General features: G+C 75.5%; 13 protein-coding genes. 5 read left to right on the top strand and 8 right to left on the bottom strand.

Annotated features, from left to right (window positions below; translation table 11 throughout):
- Window positions 1-96 precede the first annotated feature (96 nt).
- From ACFWOG_RS31635 to ACFWOG_RS31625, 3 genes are all read right to left on the bottom strand, one after another.
- Window positions 97-1,197, bottom strand: a complete 1,101-nt coding sequence (locus ACFWOG_RS31635; protein ID WP_329881848.1) for an ionic transporter y4hA — start codon at window positions 1,195-1,197, stop codon at window positions 97-99.
- A gap of 73 nt (window positions 1,198-1,270) precedes the next feature.
- Window positions 1,271-2,980 carry a serine/threonine-protein kinase gene (locus ACFWOG_RS31630; RefSeq protein ID WP_380362472.1) on the bottom strand — a complete coding sequence of 570 codons (1,710 nt, stop codon included), beginning with the start codon at window positions 2,978-2,980 and terminating at the stop codon, window positions 1,271-1,273.
- Window positions 2,981-2,986: 6 nt separating this feature from the next.
- A complete protein-coding gene (locus tag ACFWOG_RS31625; protein WP_329881846.1) occupies window positions 2,987-3,805 on the bottom strand; it encodes a serine/threonine protein kinase in 819 nt (272 codons plus the stop codon).
- A gap of 267 nt (window positions 3,806-4,072) precedes the next feature.
- Here ACFWOG_RS31625 and ACFWOG_RS31620 point away from each other — a divergent pair, with 267 nt between their 5' ends.
- From ACFWOG_RS31620 to ACFWOG_RS31605, 4 genes are all read left to right on the top strand, one after another.
- Window positions 4,073-5,026 carry an SDR family NAD(P)-dependent oxidoreductase gene (locus ACFWOG_RS31620; protein ID WP_380362469.1) on the top strand — a complete coding sequence of 318 codons (954 nt, stop codon included), beginning with the start codon at window positions 4,073-4,075 and terminating at the stop codon, window positions 5,024-5,026.
- Window positions 5,027-5,174: 148 nt separating this feature from the next.
- On the top strand, window positions 5,175-5,582 hold the full coding sequence (locus ACFWOG_RS31615; RefSeq protein WP_380362467.1) for a hypothetical protein: 408 nt from the start codon (window positions 5,175-5,177) through the stop codon (window positions 5,580-5,582).
- 323 nt (window positions 5,583-5,905) lie between these two features.
- Window positions 5,906-6,952 (top strand): polysaccharide deacetylase family protein, encoded by a 1,047-nt coding sequence (locus ACFWOG_RS31610; RefSeq protein ID WP_380362465.1) that lies wholly within the window; start codon window positions 5,906-5,908, stop codon window positions 6,950-6,952.
- 323 nt (window positions 6,953-7,275) lie between these two features.
- A complete protein-coding gene (locus ACFWOG_RS31605) occupies window positions 7,276-8,292 on the top strand; it encodes a GNAT family N-acetyltransferase (protein ID WP_380362463.1) in 1,017 nt (338 codons plus the stop codon).
- A gap of 31 nt (window positions 8,293-8,323) precedes the next feature.
- Here the strand turns inward: ACFWOG_RS31605 and ACFWOG_RS31600 are convergent, their stop codons facing one another.
- The 3 genes from ACFWOG_RS31600 to ACFWOG_RS31590 all read right to left on the bottom strand — a co-directional run bounded on the left by ACFWOG_RS31600 (window position 8,324) and on the right by ACFWOG_RS31590 (window position 11,962).
- Window positions 8,324-9,457 (bottom strand): aminotransferase class I/II-fold pyridoxal phosphate-dependent enzyme, encoded by a 1,134-nt coding sequence (locus ACFWOG_RS31600; protein WP_380362461.1) that lies wholly within the window; start codon window positions 9,455-9,457, stop codon window positions 8,324-8,326.
- Window positions 9,454-10,206, bottom strand: coding sequence for a transcriptional regulator (locus ACFWOG_RS31595; RefSeq protein ID WP_380362458.1), 753 nt, complete (start codon window positions 10,204-10,206; stop codon window positions 9,454-9,456). The genes ACFWOG_RS31600 and ACFWOG_RS31595 overlap by 4 nt, the downstream gene beginning before the upstream one ends.
- A 106-nt stretch (window positions 10,207-10,312) precedes the next feature.
- A complete protein-coding gene (locus ACFWOG_RS31590; protein ID WP_380362456.1) occupies window positions 10,313-11,962 on the bottom strand; it encodes a beta-propeller fold lactonase family protein in 1,650 nt (549 codons plus the stop codon).
- A 433-nt stretch (window positions 11,963-12,395) separates the two neighbouring features.
- Between ACFWOG_RS31590 and ACFWOG_RS31585 the strand changes: the two genes are divergently transcribed.
- Window positions 12,396-13,289 (top strand): PaaX family transcriptional regulator C-terminal domain-containing protein, encoded by an 894-nt coding sequence (locus ACFWOG_RS31585; RefSeq protein ID WP_329951094.1) that lies wholly within the window; start codon window positions 12,396-12,398, stop codon window positions 13,287-13,289.
- A gap of 105 nt (window positions 13,290-13,394) precedes the next feature.
- Here ACFWOG_RS31585 and ACFWOG_RS31580 read toward each other — a convergent pair whose 3' ends face one another.
- Entirely contained in the window at window positions 13,395-15,242 is a 1,848-nt protein-coding gene (locus ACFWOG_RS31580) for a non-ribosomal peptide synthetase (RefSeq protein ID WP_380362453.1), read from the bottom strand.
- 162 nt (window positions 15,243-15,404) lie between these two features.
- The coding region (locus ACFWOG_RS31575) for an MFS transporter (protein WP_380362451.1) at window positions 15,405-16,206 on the bottom strand (802 nt) is incomplete at its 5' end.

Here is a 16,206-nt window from a genome sequence, read left to right as displayed (position 1 = left end):
GCGGCGGGGGCCCCCGCCGGGGGGGGGGCGGGCCCCCCCCCGCGGGGGCCGCCCCCGCCCGGTCCGTCCTGCTCCCCCCGCGGCCGCGGGGCCGTGTCAGGGATTGATCGCCAGGACCACGTAGGCCGCCAGGATCGCCAGGTGCACCCCGCCCTGGAGCGGTGTCGCCCGGCGCGGCATGACCGTCAGGGTGCCGACGATCAGGGTCAGCACGAGCAGCACCAGGTGCGAGGAGTCGAGGCCGAGCACCAGCGGGCCGGTGAGCCAGATCGAGGCGATCGCCACCGCCGGGATGGTCAGGCCGATGCTGGCGAGCGCCGAGCCGAGCGCCAGGTTGAGACTGGTCTGCACCCGGTTGCGGACCGCCGACCGGATCGCCGCGATGGTCTCCGGCAGCAGCACGAGCAGGGCGATCACGACGCCGACCACCGAGGCGGGCAGCCCCGCGGAGTCCACGGCCGACTCGATGGTCGGCGAGACGCCCTTCGCCAGGCCGACCACCGCGATCAGCGCCACCCCCAGCAGCATCAGGCTGGTCACGGTCGCACGGACGGTCGGCGGCGCGGCGTGGTCCTCCTCGTCCAGCACCTTGCCCTCCGGCGTGACCGGCAGGAAGTAGTCCCGGTGCCGGACCGTCAGGGTGGCCACGAACAGCCCGTACAGCAGGAACGACGCCGCCGCGGCGAAGGCCAGCTGGGCGGGCGCGAACTGCGGGCCCGGCGAGCTGGTGGTGAAGGTCGGCAGGACGAGGCTCAGCGCGGCCAGGGTGCCGATGGTGGCGAGCGCCGCGCCCGTCCCCTCGGCGTTGAACACCGCCACCCGGTACTTGAGGGCCGCCACCAGGAGTGACAGACCGAAGATGCCGTTGCAGGTGATCATCACCGCGGCGAACACGGTGTCGCGGGCCAGCGTCGCGGCCTTGTCACCGCCGTCCGCCATCAGCGTCACGATCAGCGCCACCTCGATGACCGTGACCGCCACCGCCAGCACCAGTGAACCGTACGGCTCCCCCACGCGGTGGGCGACCACCTCGGCGTGGTGCACGGCGGCGAGCACGGCGCCCGCCAGGAAGCAGGACACCAGGGCCACCACCCAGCCGGGCAGATCGCGGTGCCAGGTCAGGACGAGAACGAGGAAAGCCGCCGCTGGGACGGCGGTGGTCCACTGGGTGGCGGCCGATCGGAGCTTGGTGAACATGCGGCCGAGCATCGCATCCCGGAGTGCTCGCGGCCGGGTGACACCGCCGGGGAGGGCGAGGATGTGGCCCACCTCATGTACCGGAACCGCCCTGGTCAGCGTACTCGGCGAGGTAGCCGAGGACCTTGGCGACATGCGGCTTCACCCGCTCGGGGACGCCCCCGGCGTCGGCGACGGTCTTGTCGCTCGTCCGGTAGCCGGCCGCCACCAGGGCGGGCAGACCGGTGGTGAAGCCGCGCTGTTTGAACCGCTGGTCGAGCCAGCAGACGTAGGTGCCCATCGAGGCGATCGCGTCGGCCGGATCGAGGTGGTTCTTCACGCCGTCGTGGTCGCCGTCCTGCGCCCAGGCGTTGAAGACGGCCGGCGTCCACATGGCGACGCCGTACTCCCCCGTCGCGGGGCGGGCGGCGGCCGGGTCGAAGCCGGATTCCGCCTTGAGCATCGCGGCCAGCAGGACCGGGGTGATCTCGGGTTCGGGACAGCGGCGGGCGGCGTCCTCGATCGGGCCGCGCAGTGCGGCGGGCACGTCGGCGCCGGGCGGGATCGCGCCGGGCAGCGGGGCCGTGACCGCCGGCCCTGCCGCGGACCCCGGCCGGGGGGCGGCCGGCTCCGGGGAGCCGGAGAGGGCGAGCAGGGCACCGGCCGCCGCGAGCAGCGGGGCCACCGCCGCGCGACGGCGCCGACGCCCGTTGGCGGCCGTCCCCTGCGGGGCGGCCTCCCGGAGGGCCGTGGCGAGGAGGGCCGCGAGGTCGACCTCCGAGCGCCGCGCGCGGTCGGCCGCCAGGCAGGCGGTGACCAGGGGCCGCCACGGCGCGGGGAGCGCCCCGTCGAGACGGAGCGGGGCGGTGCCGCGCGCATAGGCGAGGGCGGCCAGCGAACGGGCCCGCGCGGTCGCGCCGAGGAAGGGGTGCAGACCGGTGAGCACCTGGTGGGCGAGGACGCCGAACGCCCAGAGGTCGGCACTCGGCCGGAGTGCGACCCCGCGGGCGCCGGTCCGCTGCGACCACCACTCCGGCGGGACGTGGTCGGGCGAGCCGAGCGGCGGGGCGTAGGCGTGGGTGCCCTCCAGTTCGGCGGTGAGGCCGAAGTCCGCGAGCTTGGCGGTGCCGTCGGGCATCAGCAGGACGTTGCCCGGCTTGAGGTCTCCGTGGACCCAGCCGACGGCGTGCATGTGGGTGAGGCCGGCCCCGACCTCGGCGAGGATCCGTTCGGCGCCGGGGACGGCCCCGGGCGGGCCCGCCGAGGCGAGGACGTCCTGGAGGCTGCGGTCCGCGCGTTCCATCACCAGGGCCACCGCTCCGTCCAGGCCGGGGTGGGCCCGGTCCCGGACGGTGACGACGGCGAGGGTGCGGATCAGGTGGGGGTGGTCGGCGAGGCGGCTGAACCGCATCTCGCTGCGGGCGACCTGCTCCATGGTGCGGCGCTGGCCGGGGCTGAGCAGCGCGGGACGGAGGAACTTGACGGCGGCGTCCGGAGGTTCGGCCGACCCGGGAGCCGACCCGGGGGCCGACCCGGGGGCGGTCCCGTCCTTGCGGGCCGCGTAGACGCTGCCCCACGCACCGGCCCCGATCGGCTCGCCGACCAGGTACCCGGCGACGGGGTATCCCGGCGGCACCTCGAACACCGGCTCGCCGACCGCCTGTTCGTCCGTTCCGTCCGTGGCCACCTCGACCGCCGCCCGTCCGCCCGCCGCCCGTCCGCCCGCAGGTGCGGCACCGGCCGGTGCCCCGGCCGGATCGCCCGGGACCGGCTCGGCCGCGCGGGCCCGGTCGAGCGGTTCCACGGCGGGTCAGCCGGTGCGCCGCGGCGGGAGCAGCGTCAGGTGCTCCTCCCGTACGAGGTCGAACTTGAGGGCCAGTGCCACCAGTTCCTCCCGCTTGCCACCGGCGCCGCCCTCGCCCGGACCGTCCTCCGGCGCTTCGCGGAGCCGGAGCTTGCTCGCCACCAGGTAGTCGATGTGGTAGTTGACGGCCGAGCGGGTGAGCCCCGCACAGGCCGGCAGGGCACGCAGCCGGGCCACCACCTCGGTCGCGCCGGGGACGGCGGCGGCGGACGGCGAGCGCAGCCGCGGTTCGCAGAGGGCGAGCAGGACGAGGAAGTACTTCGAGGTCGGGTCGAGGGCGAACGGGCTGACCGTCCGCTCGCCGCCCGCGCCCGCCGGCGAGCCCGGCACGCCGTCCAGGTAGGCGTGCTGGGGGGCGAAGACCTTGAAGGCGACCGGTTCGCCGAGAGCCGGCAGGAGGATCCGGGAGAACTCGAACGGAACCGGTGCGCCGAGCCGTCCGGGAGCGACCTTGACGTGCTCGCCGGCCCCTTCGAGGTTCTCGACGACATAGGTCGCGGTGGCGCTGAAGTTGGAGAGCCGCCAGTAGTCCTCGGCCGCGGTGATCTCGCCGGCGCGGCGCGAGACGCCCTGATCGGCGATCGGCACGCCGATCGGGCGTCCGGGCTCGCCGCGCCCGAACTCGACGGCTTCGCCGGGGCCGAGGTGCAGCAGCGCGGGGCGCCGGGGCGGGGCGGTGCGCGGTGGCCGGGTCAGCCGGGCGAAGCGGCGGTCGGGCGGTACCGGCGGGCGGGGGTCGGGAAGTTGCACGATGACCGTGTCCATGCAGGTCACCTCCGTGGGTCGGCTCGATCGTAGCCGTCCGAACGGCCCCGCGCCGGTCCGCCACCCGTACGAGTGAACGCCGTGTCGGAGGGCGCCAGTTGGGTGGTGCGAGCCGGGGGTGTGCGCCTCCTCCGCAGGAGGGAGGAGGGCCCTCCTCCGATCGGCCGGCGGACCGGGGCCGACCGGCCGGGAGACCCGGCCGATCGGCCCGCCGATCGGGCCGGTCGGCCGAGGGACACGCCGACCGCGGACTGTCAGGGTTTCGCCATGGACAACAACAACTCCCCCTCCCTCCCGCCGGGTTCGCCGGCCGACCCGGGCCGCCGGGCCCTGCTCGGCGCGTCGGCGGCCGGGCTGGTGGCAGCCGCCGCCGGCCTCGGGGCCGCCGGGCAGGCCCAGGCCGCACCCGCCGAGCGGCGCAGGCCGCGCCGGTTCGAGGACCGGTCGGTGCTGATCACCGGCGCCACCTCGGGCATCGGCCGGGCCGCCGCCCTCGCGTTCGCGGCGGAAGGCGCCCGGGTCGGCTTCTGCGGCCGGCGCGTCGAGGCGGGCCGCCGCGTCGAGCAGGAGATCCGCCACGCCGGGGGCGAGGCCACCTACTTCCCGGCCGACGTACGCGATCCGGCCCAGGTCGAGCGGTTCACCGACCAGGTGGCCGCCCGGTACGGCGGGCCGGACATCGCGGTCAACAACGCCGGTATCGGCAGCAGCAAGCAGCTCCACGAGCTCACCGTCGCCGAGTGGGACGACGTGCAGGACACCAACGCCCGGGGCGTCTTCCTCGCGGTCAAGTACCAGGTCCCGCACATGCTGCGGGCCGGACACGGGGTGATCGTCTGCACCTCCTCCGCCTCCGCCGAACGGGCCCGGCCGAACGGCGCGGCCTACTCGGCGAGCAAGCGGGCGGTCCAGGGCATCGTGATGTCCGCCGCGCTCGCGTACGGCACGCAGGGCATCCGGATCAACGCGATCCTCCCGGGCACCACGGACACCGCGTTCGTGCGACCGCCGGGGGTGCCGGACGCGGACTGGGCCCGGTTCAAGCAGGCTTTCGGGCCGCTGAACGTCGAGGGGCTGGAGCGGATGGCCGAACCGGAGGAGATCGCCCGGGCCGTCCTGGCGCTCGCCTCGGACGACTTCTCCTACCAGACGGGCACCTCGGTCCTGGTGGACGGCGGGGCGTCGGCCGGACGCCGGATGGTGCTGCCGCCGACCACCTGACGGTAGTCGTGACGTCACCGGCGCGATTGCGGAATGTAGTTGAACGGTCACCTTGGGTGTGATGCAGCACACACGGCACATGTCCACGATCTGTGCAAGACTCGTCCCACAGAGTGAGATTCCCTTTCATTCCAAGGAGGTTCATATCATGCGCGCTCGTATCGCAGCTCTGATAGTGGCGGCGGCAGGGATCACTGTGGCGACGATCCTCCCGGCCTCGGCTGCGGCAACGACCGGCGACGCCGCGGGAGCGGCCTGCACGACCCTCGTCAACCACCCGTGCGTATGGCAGGAGAAGGACGGCGGAGGGATCGTCGGCGTGGCCCAGGTGTCGGCCGACCCGGCACAGCTGACGGTCGTCCAGGTCGAGGTCCGCACCCAGCGCGCCTGGGGCAGCCCGTGGGTGACGGTCGCGTCCGCGACCACCGTCACCCACGGGTTCGCCAGGGCCGTGACGCCCCGCGTGGTCACCGACGACCTCAAGCTCGTCTGCGCCACCGGCGGCCCCGCCCTGGACGCGGCGCAGCGGGTGACCACCTGTAGCGGCCCGTTCTGACGCCCCGTCCGCGCCGGAAGGGTTCATGAGCCGGGGCCCCGCGCCCCTGCCCAGGGCCGGCCGCCGGTCCCGCAACCGGCGGCCGGTCCGTCCCGCGCGCCGCCCGGGTCACGAGCCTGCCGACAATGCGCCATCCTCGCTCCGAAAGCCGCCCGCCACGCACAACCCTCCTCGGAGCATGGGATTTTGCACTACCTTGGTAGTGCGTGGAGCGGGGCGGGCCGCCCACCCGACAGGTGTGCGCCCGAACGGCCGCGCCGGCCGCTGCACCGTGTTCCGCCCCGCCGCCGAAGCACCGACGGGGAGGAAGGGGGAGCGCGTCCATGCCCGACGGAAGCGCCCGATCGACCGGGGCCGCCGATGGCCACCTCACCACCACGACCGCGCCGCGCGGCGACACTCCGGCCGGGGGCGGCACCGGCCCCGGCCTCGCACCGCCGCGCGGGCGACTGGCAGGCCGCCGCGCCACCGTCGACGCCGTCCTGCGCAACTCGCCGCTCCAGCCGCTGTTCCGGCTCGCGGCCACCCGCCGGCTCGCGGTGCTCGCCTACCACGGCGTGGACGACCCGCAGGTCTTCACGCTCCAGATGGAGCGTCTGGTCCGGATCGCCCGTCCCGTCTCGCTGCCCGCCGTCGTGCAGGCCGTCCGGACCGGTCGGCGGCTGCCGGCCCGCAGCGTCCTGGTCACCTTCGACGACGGCGACCGCACCGTGCTCTCCGAGGGGCTGCCCGTCCTGACCCGCCTGGGCATCCCCGCGGCGGCGTTCGTGGTGACCGACCTCGTCGACGGCGACCGGCCGTTCTGGTGGACCGAGGCCGCGTTCCTCGCCGCGCACGGCGGCTCCGCCCACCGGCTGGCCGACTGCCCGCCGGGCGCGGTGGTCCGCCGGATGAAGACCCTCGCCGACCACGACCGTCGCGCCGCCCTCGCCGAACTCCGCGAGACCGCCACCGAGCCCGCACCCCGCCAGGAACAGCTCACCCGCGAGGACCTCCGGACGCTGCGCCGGCACGGCGTGGAGATCGGCAACCACAGCGCGGGCCACGCGTGTCTGGACCGGTGCGACGACGACACCGTCCGCGACGAGATCGCCCGCGCCCACGACACGCTCACCGGCTGGCTGGACGGCGAGCCGCCGACCGCCTTCGCCTACCCCAACGGCAACGTCGACCCGCGGGCCGAGGCGGAACTCCGGCGCCTCGGCTACCACGTCGGCTTCCTCTTCGACCACCGGCAGGACCGGCTGCTCCCGCCGAACCCGCTGCGCATTAGCCGTCTGCGGGTCAACTCCACCACCGGCCGGGACCGCTTCGACACCATCCTCTCCGGCCTCCACCCCACCGTCCACCACCTCCGCGGCGGTGCCTGAGCGGGGCCCGGACCTCACCGGTGGTGGTGGACCCGGACGGCCTGCGCCGAACGCCGCCACCGGGCGACCGGATTCCGGGAGAATGCGGACCGGCCCGCGACCGGCCGCCGATCGGCGGTGCACCGGGGGCGGGAGAGGCGTGGGGGGCTGGAGACGTGGGGACGAGGCACACCGATGCGGCGGGTTCGTTGCCGGCCGTTCCAGAACAGGCCGGGGCGGTGCCGGTCGGGGCGCAGTCGGCCGGAGCGAGGCCGGCCGGGGCGAGGCCGGTCCGGTACCGGACGGCCGCCCTTCCGCCGGAGGTCGTCGACGGATGGCGGGAGTTGGCGGCCGGTGAGCCCGGCGGATCCTGGTTCACCACGCCGGAATGGGCACTCGCCTGGTGGGAGACGGTCGGCGCGCGCGAGGGCGCGGGGTCGGAGGCGGGCGAGATCGTGGTCTGGCAGGAGCCGGACGGCCGGGTGTCGGCGGTCGTCCCGCTGCTGCGGACCACCCGGCGGCTCCACCCGCGGGCACCGGTCGCCGTCCCCTGCCTGACGGTCCTCGGTTCCGGCCCGGGCGCCGCGGACCACTGCGGGTTCGCGGTCGCACCTGAGCGCCGGGCCGACGTGGCCGACTGGCTGGCCCGGCGCGGCCGGCGCCGCAGCCTGCTGCTCACCGACCTCGACCCGGACCAGGCGGACCTGCTGCCGCCGGGCGCGGTGGAGATCGGCCGCACCCCCTGTCCGCGCGCCGATCTGACGGCGGGGCCGGACGCGCTGGGCTCACGCCAGTTCCGGGCCGACCTGCGCCGCTACGGCCGGAAGCTGGCCGCCGAGGGGATCACCTTCCGGTGGGTGCCGCCGGCCATCGCGGACGCCGAACTCGCCGAACGGTTCGACCTGTTGAAGGCGGCGGTGCGGCTGCACCGGCTGCGCCGGGCCGCGCTCGGCAAGCCGACCACCTTCGACGCCGCCCGGGCGCCGCTGCACGTCCGGGTGATCGAGCGGGCCGCCGCGACCGGCCGCGGCGAGGGCCCCGCCTTCCTGGTCGCCGAACGGGAGGGCGAGGTGGTGGGCGTGCTCTACGGCTTCCAGTGGAAGCGCACCTTCTCCTACTACCAGATCGGCTGGGACCAGACCTGGGCGCCGCAGCGGCTCGGCACCGCGGTGATCGCCGAGGCGATCCGGGCCGCCGCCGGACAGCGGCTGTCCACCTTCGACTTCCTGCGGGGCACCGAGCCCTACAAGTACCGCTTCGACGCGGTCGACCGGGAGGACGTCTCCTGGCTGGTGCCGCACGGCGCCTCGGGCGCGCTGCTCGGACTCAAGTACCGGGCGAAGGCCGCCCGTTCGACCTGATGAGACCCCAGTTCCGTGCAGCGGGGTCGGACTACCGCCGGCCCTCCAGCCAGCCGGCGAACGCGTCCAGGGCGGGGCCCGGGTCGCGCCGGCCGAGGCCGATCCGGAACCGGTCGGTGGGCGTCGGGGTCAGGTCGGAGCGGTAGATGGAGGCGGGCAACAGCAGGACCCCCGCTTCCTCGACCAGCCCGGTGCAGAACGCCTCGACGCCGTCCCGGCCGAGGTAGCGCGGATAGGCGACGCAGCCGCCGTCCGGGGTGCGCCACTCGAAGAGGTCAGCGAAGCGCGCGAAGAACGCGTCGAAGAGCGGGAGGTTGGCGTCGATGACGGCCCGGTTGCGGCTCAGGATCCCCTCGCGGGCGTTGATCGCGATCCGGGCCAGGATCTCGCTGGGGGCGGAGTTGCAGATCGTGGTGTAGTGCTTGGCGCGCTCCAGCCGGGAGCGCAAGTCGCGGTCGCGGCAGGCGATCCAACCGATCCGCAGGCCGGGCAGGCCGAGCGACTTGGAGGTGACGTTGAGCGAGAGGGCCCGCTCGGAGAGGTCCGCGGCCTGCGGCAGTGTGCGGGCCCGGTCACGCTCCAGGCCCCGGTAGACCTCGTCGCTGAAGAGGTGGATTCCGCGCTCGTCGCAGAGTTCGGACAGCCGGACGAAGTCGGCGGCGCCGATGACCTTCCCGGTGGGGTTGTTCGGGAAGTTCACCGAGACCACACGGGTGTTGGGGCGCAGCGCGGCGGTGAGCTCGTCGAGGTCGAGCGCCCAGTCCCGGTCGGGGTCGAGGGCGACGCCGGTGACCTCGCAGAGGGAGAGCGGCACGGTCTCGGCGGACTGGTAGTTGGGGGTGAGGACGACGGCGTGGTCGCCGGGGCCGAGCAGCACCTGCATGGCGAGGTTGAGGGCCTCCTGGGCGCCGCCGAAGCAGATGACGTCGTCGGCGTCCACCCGGTCGTACATGCCGGCGATCGCGTGCCGGAGCGCCGGGTCGCCGAAGGTCTCGGTGTAGCCGAGGGTGAGGGACTCCCAGGCGTGGCGGTCCTCGGGGCCCGCCAGGGCGAGGAGTTCGGACATCGCCATGGTCTGCGCGTCGGAGGCGGTGAGGTGGTGGCGGGCGGTGAACTCCCAGCGGGAGAAGTAGGTTTCCAGCCGGAAGTCGGGCAGCTCGGTCATCTCTCGGTCCTCGGTGCTCGGTTCTTCGGTGTGCGGTTGCCCGGTGCGCGGTCCGCCGGTCGGGGATCCGGCGCCGGTTCGGGGGCGGGCTCGGGCTCGGGGGCGGGGGCGGGCTCGGGGGCGGACCCGTCGCGGAGTTCGGCGAGCAGGGTGTAGACGGTGGACCGCGACACCTTGAGCGCGGTGGCGACGGCCGGCACGGCCCGGCGGACGGCGAGCACCCCGGCCTGGTCGAGTTCGCGGAGCACGGCGAGCCGGTCCTCGCGGCCGAGCCGCTCCGGGGGCCGGCCGTGGGCCCGGACGTAGCCGCCGATGACGTCGTTCATCCGCTCGGTCCAGTCGCGCTCGAAGAGCGGTTCCGGGCGTGGGGCCGTGGGGGCGGCGAAGCCGGCCAGGAGGGCGGCGGCGTGTTCGAGCGGTCCGCGGTCGAGGTTGACGCAGAGGACGGCGGCGGGGCGTCCGTCGTCGTCGCGGAGCACCGCGCTGACCGAGGAGAGCCGGCGGCCGTCGGGCAGCAGTTTCGGGTAGGGGCCGTAGACGTCCGGGGCGGACTGGTCCAGGGAGTCGAGTTCGCCGAGCAGGGACGGGTCACCGGGGGCGCGGCCGCCCATCGGGTTCCAGACGGCGAGCACCTCGTCCCGGACGGCGTCGTGCAGCACCACCTCGGCGTAGGGCCCGAGCAGCAGGGCCACCGCCCGGCAGACGGGCTCCCAGGTGCGGGCGCGCCGGTCGGGGGTCTCTGAGGTCATGGTCGGACTGTACGTCCAGACTGGACGTTTCGTCCAGCAGTGGCGCGGGGCCGGCGCGACGACGGGCCCGCCCCCGGTCGGAGGCGGGCCCGTCGCGGAGAGGCGGTCAGTCGCAGCTGATCAGCAGGCCGAGGGTGGCCCGGCAGGTGCGGGCGGCCGCGTCGTTGGCGGGCGCGGTGTCGACCGGGGCGCCGGCCGTGCGGGTGGTGGTGACGGTGAACGTCCGGCCGAGGTTGAGCAGGCCGACCTGGACGGTGAAGTGGCGCGTGACGGAGGCGCCGACGGCCAGCGGCTGGGTGAGGGCGCAGGTGAGCTTGGAGGCCACGATGGCGCAGTCGCCGCTGTACGAGCCGAAACCGGCGGGCAGCGACGAGGTCACGGTGGCGGCGGTGACCTGGCCGGGACCGTTGTTGGTGAGCGTCAGGGTGTAGTCCACCCGGCCGCCGAACAGCCCGGGCACCGGGGTGGCGGCGAGCGCGACGCCGAGGTCGGCGGCGGGCGCCTGGTACTCGAACCGGTCGGCCGTCACGACCGCACTGGTGCCGCCCGGCGTGGTCACCCGGACGTCCACCGTCCCGGCGGCGGCCGAGGCGGGCGCGGTGGCCGTGCACGCGGTGTCGGTGCAGGAGAAGGAGGCCGCGTTCCCGGCGGCGCCGAAGCTGACCGCGGTGGCGCCCGACAGGTCGGTGCCGGTGACGGTGACGACCGTGCCACCGGCCTGCGGACCGCTCGCCGGGCTGATCCCGGTCACCACCGGAACCGGCAGCGGGAAGCCGAGGACGGTCACCGTGTCGCCGCCGAAGTCGGCGAGGTAGCCGCGCCGGCCGTCGGGGGCGAGCGCCAGGGTGAAGGGGTTCGCCCCGACCGGGACGGTGGCGGTCACGGCGCCGCTCGCGGCGTCCAGCACGCTGAGCGTGGAGTCGGCGTAGTTGGAGGCGTACACGGACCGGCCGTCGGGGGCGACGGTCACGGCGTACGGGTTGGCCCCGACCTGCACGGTGGCGGTGACGGTGTTGGTGGCGGTGGACAGCACGCTGACGGTGGAGTCTCCACCGTTCGCCGTCCAGAGCCTGGATCCGTCCGGGGCGAGCGCCAGGCCGAAGACGCCGTGGCCGACGGGGACGGTGGCGCTCACCGTGCGGGTGGCGGTGTCGATGACGTCGACCTGCTGGGCGCCGGACGCGGCGACGTAGACGTGCGCGCCGTCGGGGGCGACGGCGACCCCGTGCGGCTCGGCGCCGACCGGGACGGTCGCGACGACGGTGTTGGTGGCGGTGGACAGCACGCTCACCGTGCCGGCGTCCGCGTTGCTGACGTACGCGTGGGCGCCGTCGGGGGCGACGGCGACCCCGAAGGCGCCGGCGCCGACGGGGACGGTGGCGGTCACCGCGGCCGTGGCGGTGTCCACCACGCTGACCGTGCCGTCGAGGTGGTGGGTGAGGTAGGCGTGCCCGCCGTCCGGGGCGAACGCGACCGCGTAGGAGCCGGTGCCGGCGGTGACGGTGCCGGTCACCGCGCCACCGGCGGTGTCCAGGACCGTCACGACGCCGCTGCTCTGGCTGGTCACGTAGGCCCGCCCGCCGCCCGGGGCGACCGCGACGCCCGCCGGGTAGGGCGCGACGGCCACCGTGGCCGTCACGGCGGGCGGCGGCGCGGCCGCGGCGGCGGTGCCGGGCTGGACCAGCAGGGCGGCCGTGGCGGCGGCGGCGGCCGTCACGGCCGTCCAGTAGCGGCGCGGGGCCGGGCGTTGTCTCACGGAAGATCTCCAGACTCGTCGAATCGGTGCACGTCACAGCGGTGCTCGTCCCGGCCGCGCCCGTCACGCGGCGGCGGTCACGCCGGTGCGCGTCACGGTGGCGCCGGTGGCGGCGTTGTCTGTCACGGCAGCACTCGTCACGGCGGTACCGGGCGGGCCGCCCGTCGGGCGGCCCGGGGGGACGCCCGGACCGCCCGAAGCGTAGAAGGCCGACTGACTGAGTGTCAGGAGATGACTGCGATTGTCTTGAAATATTCAAACTCGGTCAGTCGGTCGTCACCCGAACTTTCCGCGGAGGACCGGCCACCCCCCTGCCTCCGGGCCGGATGAAGAACTATTGCCATGGAAACTATCGTTCGACATTCGATAGTTTTCGGCGGACTAGACTCGCTTGAGAGCACAAGCCCGTGGACACCCGAGAGGAACGGCAGCGATGACCGAGGAAGGACGGCCGGAGGTGCCCACCCGGACCCTCGTCGAGGGCATGGTCCGCGCGGACGGCACCGTCGACGCGGGCGAGCTCTACGCGGTGGCGGGCGAGCTCGGAATGACCGACCAGCAGGTCCGCCTCTGCATCAAACGGATGGCCGCCGACGGGCTGCTCGTCCAGGAGGGGCGCGGACGCCGGGCCGTCCTGCGGGAGACCGACCGGGCCCGGCGCACGGCCGAACCCGAGGTCGACTTCGTCCGCCACATGTACGCCCAGGACGCCGGGCTCGCACCGTGGGACGGCCGGTGGCACCTCGCCGCCTTCGCCGTCCCCGAGTCCGCCCGTACCGCCCGCGACGCGCTGCGCGAGTTCCTGGTCCGGCTCGGCGGCGCGGCCGTCCAGGGCGGCGTCTACGCCGGCGCCAACAGGTGGGAGCCGTACGTCGAGGCCGAGGCCGAACGGCTCGGCGTCGGGGACTGCGTCACCCTGCTCACCAGCACCGACCTGCGGGTCGGCGGCGAGAGCGACCCCCTCCGCCTGGCCCGTCGGCTCTGGCCGCTCGACGAACTCGCCGACGGCCACCGGCGCCTGGCCGCCGTCGCCGCCGACCGCCTGGCCCGGCTCACCGGCCGCTCCCCCGCCCCCACCCGGGTCGAACGCCTCGCCGTCGCCCTGGAGCTCGCCGCCGAGTTCACCCGGGCCACCGCCGACGACCCGCTGCTGCCGCCCGAGCTCCTCCCCCGCCCCTGGCCCGGCGCCGAGGCCCGCGCCCTCACCGCCGACTGCTGGCGCCTGCTGCGCCGCGCCGAGCGCGACGACCCCGCCCCCGGCCCCCGCTTCTTCCGGCGCTACGACGAGGCGATGACCGAGATCACCGGTGAGCCCCACGGCTCCTGACGATGACGGCCCGCACACGCCTCCGATCGGCGGAGGGCGTGCGGGCCGCGCTCGGGCTCGGCGGTACGGGCGCCGGGCTGGGGGCGGCGGGCTGAGGGCGCCGGGCTACGGCGTGCCCGCAGGCACCGTGGGCCTCGCCCGGTCGGCCGCGGCGCGGGCGGTGCGCTCCGCCATCAGCTCGGACGGGCGCAGCCGCCAACCGCGTTCGCGCAACGCGCCGCTGACCCGCAGGGCGATCAGCGAGTCGCCGCCGTGGGCGAGTAAGTCGTCGTCCGGCCCGAAGCCAGGCGCACGAAGCAACTCGCCCAGCAGGATCACCAGTTGGTCCACCACCGGGATGTCCCGCGGATCCGCCGGGGCAGCCTCGGCGGTCACCGGGGGGTGCTCGGCGGCGGCCAGGGCGGCGACCGCCCGGCGGTCGATCTTGCCCGAGGGGGTGAGTGGCAGCCGGTCGAGGACGAGGAACGGGCCCGGGACCATGTAGGCGGGCAGCCGGGAGCGCAGGCGGTCGCGGACCTCCTCGGGGGTGGGCCCGTCGGGAGTGCGCGAGATGCCGGCGCCCAGCGTCCGGCCACCGGCCCCGTCGTCGAGGGTGACGGCCGCGGCGGCGGTCACGCCCGGGGTGTCCAGCAGGTGACGGTCGACCTCGTCGAGCTCGATCCGGTGGCCGCGGACCTTGACCTGGTTGTCGAGCCGGCCGAGGAACTCCAGGTCCCCGCCGGGGTGGCGGACCACCTGGTCCCCCGTGCGGTACATCCGCGGGTCCGGCGCGGCCGGGGAGCCGGGCACGTCCGCGAACGGACCGGGCACGGCGGCGAAGGGGTCGGGCCGGAAGCGGTCGGCGGTCCGGTCGGGGTCGTGGAGGTAGCCGGCCGCGAGCAGCGGGCCGCCGATCCACAGCTCGCCGGGGACGCCGTCCGGGGTCGGGCGCTGCTCCTCGTCGAGGACGTGCAGCAGGCGCTCGCCCACCGGACCGCCGATCGGCAGTCCGGTGGTGCCGGGCACCGGCCGGTCGGGCGGCAGCACCAGCGCGGAGGCCGTGATCACGGCCTCCGTCGGCCCGTAGCCGTTGACCAGGGTGCAGTGCCCGAGCGGGCCGCGCCGGTGGACGCGGACGTCGTCGGCGGTGGCGCTCTCGCCGCCGACGACCACCGTGCGGACGCCGGCGAAGCCGGCCAGGTCGGCGCCCTCGGCCTCGGCGCACAGCAGCCGCCAGTAGGCGGTGGGCAGTTGGAGGACCGTCACGCCGAGGGCGCGGACCCGGTCGGCCAGCCGGGCCGCGTCGGGCGTGCCGCCGGACCGGAAGGCGAGGGTGCCGCCGGCCGCGAGGGTGGGCCAGATCTCCTCCTGGGCCACGTCGAAGCCCGCGCTGGCGAACTGCAGCACGACGTCCTCGGGGCCCAGGCCGAGCAGGTCGACGACGGCCGCGGTGTGACCGGCCAGCGCCCGGTGACCGACCAGCACGCCCTTGGGAGTGCCGGTGGAGCCGGAGGTGTAGATCACGTACGCGGGCCGGTCGCCCGCGGCCCCGGCGGGCTCCGCCGCGGCGCCGGGCCGGGCGCCGGCCAGAGCGACCGGCCCGCCGGAGCGGTCGAAGAGCGCCGCCGCGCCGGAGTCGCGCAGCAGCCGGGCGCAGTACTCGTCCGGGGCGGCCGCGTCGATCGGCAGGAACGCGGCACCGGCCAACCAGCCGCCGAGCATCGCGACGACCAGCTCGGGGCCGGCGGGCAGCCGGATGCCGACGATGTCGCCGGCACCGACCCCGAGGGCGGCGAGGTCCCGGGCGGTCCGCTCGGCGCGTTCCCGGAGTTCGGCGTAGCCCACCTCGCCGTGCTCGGTGCGCAGCGCGACGGCCGGGCGGGCCGCGGCGGCGGCCTCGGCGGCCCGGGCCTCGATCAGGTCCGGCAGCCAGGCCTGCGCGGCCACCGCGGGCCGGGTGGCGGTGTCAGTCATCGGTCCACCTCGTGTCGGTCATCGGTCCACCTCGGGTGGAAAGGGCAGGAAGGACGGGAAGAACGGGAAGGACGGGAACTGGCGGGAACGACCGGAAGGCGCGGACGAGGACCGGCGCCACTCCCCGCACCCCGGTCCCCGGGGTGACGTGCCGGCGGGCGGTCACGCCGGCTCCGGGAGCGGCTTCACGGCGACCCGCTGCCGGCCCGCCGCGGCGACCGCGAACGCGACGCCCCCGAACGCCAGCGCGCAGCCGTAGGCCGCGTGCGATCCGGTGGTGTCGGCCAGGCGCCCGCTGACCGCGGAGCCGGCGGCCACCCCGAGCCAGATCGCGGTGGCCTGCCAGGCCATCGCCTCGGTCCGGCGGGAGGCCGGGACCCCGTCCTGGACGAGCAGCATCCCGGCGACCATGGCCGGCGCCGAGGACGCGCCGGCCAGGGAGAGCACCAGGACGGCGACGACGACGTCGTTCACCAGGAGCATCGGCGCGATGCCGAGCGCCATCAGGGCCGTCGCGCCCAGCAGGATGCGGGTGGTCGACAGGTTCCACTCGCGGGCCCCGTAGGCCACGCCCGCCACCGAACTGCCGATCCCGTAGGCGGCCAGCAGCAGGCCGGCCAGCCCCTCGCGGTGCAGCTCGGTGGTGAAGGCGACGGTGGCCATGTCGATCGAGCCCCACATGGCGCCGAAGCAGAGGTTGACCCCGGCGATCACGGCGACCGGCCCGAGGAACAGGGCGCTGCCGGCCGGCCTGGGCCCGGTCGACCTCGGGGGTTCGGTGGCGGTGCCCAGCGCGAGCAGGACGCTCCCGCCGCACACCAGCACCAGCGAGCAGACGATCCCGGCGGCCGGGTCGACCCCGGTCGCCAGGAAGGTGGCGACGATCGGCCCGAAGATGAAGATCACTTCATCGACGACCGATTCGAGCGCGAACGCGGTCGACATGATCGGCGACCCCGAGAGC

Origin of the sequence: Kitasatospora sp. NPDC058406, assembly GCF_042722765.1 — a bacterium.
Taxonomy (GTDB): domain Bacteria; phylum Actinomycetota; class Actinomycetes; order Streptomycetales; family Streptomycetaceae; genus Kitasatospora.
This window is presented reverse-complemented; position numbering and strand designations above follow the sequence as displayed.

Bases quoted from the DNA above. Each gene is read 5' to 3' on its own strand.
- ACFWOG_RS31585 (WP_329951094.1), top strand. From the start codon at position 12,396: ATGACCGAGGAAGGACGGCCGGAGGTGCCCACCCGGACCCTCGTCGAG.
- ACFWOG_RS31595 (WP_380362458.1), bottom strand. From the start codon at position 10,206: ATGACCTCAGAGACCCCCGACCGGCGCGCCCGCACCTGGGAGCCCGTC.
- ACFWOG_RS31620 (WP_380362469.1), top strand. From the start codon at position 4,073: ATGGACAACAACAACTCCCCCTCCCTCCCGCCGGGTTCGCCGGCCGAC.
- ACFWOG_RS31635 (WP_329881848.1), bottom strand. From the start codon at position 1,197: ATGTTCACCAAGCTCCGATCGGCCGCCACCCAGTGGACCACCGCCGTC.
- ACFWOG_RS31625 (WP_329881846.1), bottom strand. From the start codon at position 3,805: ATGGACACGGTCATCGTGCAACTTCCCGACCCCCGCCCGCCGGTACCG.
- ACFWOG_RS31600 (WP_380362461.1), bottom strand. From the start codon at position 9,457: ATGACCGAGCTGCCCGACTTCCGGCTGGAAACCTACTTCTCCCGCTGG.
- ACFWOG_RS31610 (WP_380362465.1), top strand. From the start codon at position 5,906: ATGCCCGACGGAAGCGCCCGATCGACCGGGGCCGCCGATGGCCACCTC.
- ACFWOG_RS31580 (WP_380362453.1), bottom strand. From the start codon at position 15,242: ATGACTGACACCGCCACCCGGCCCGCGGTGGCCGCGCAGGCCTGGCTG.
- ACFWOG_RS31615 (WP_380362467.1), top strand. From the start codon at position 5,175: ATGCGCGCTCGTATCGCAGCTCTGATAGTGGCGGCGGCAGGGATCACT.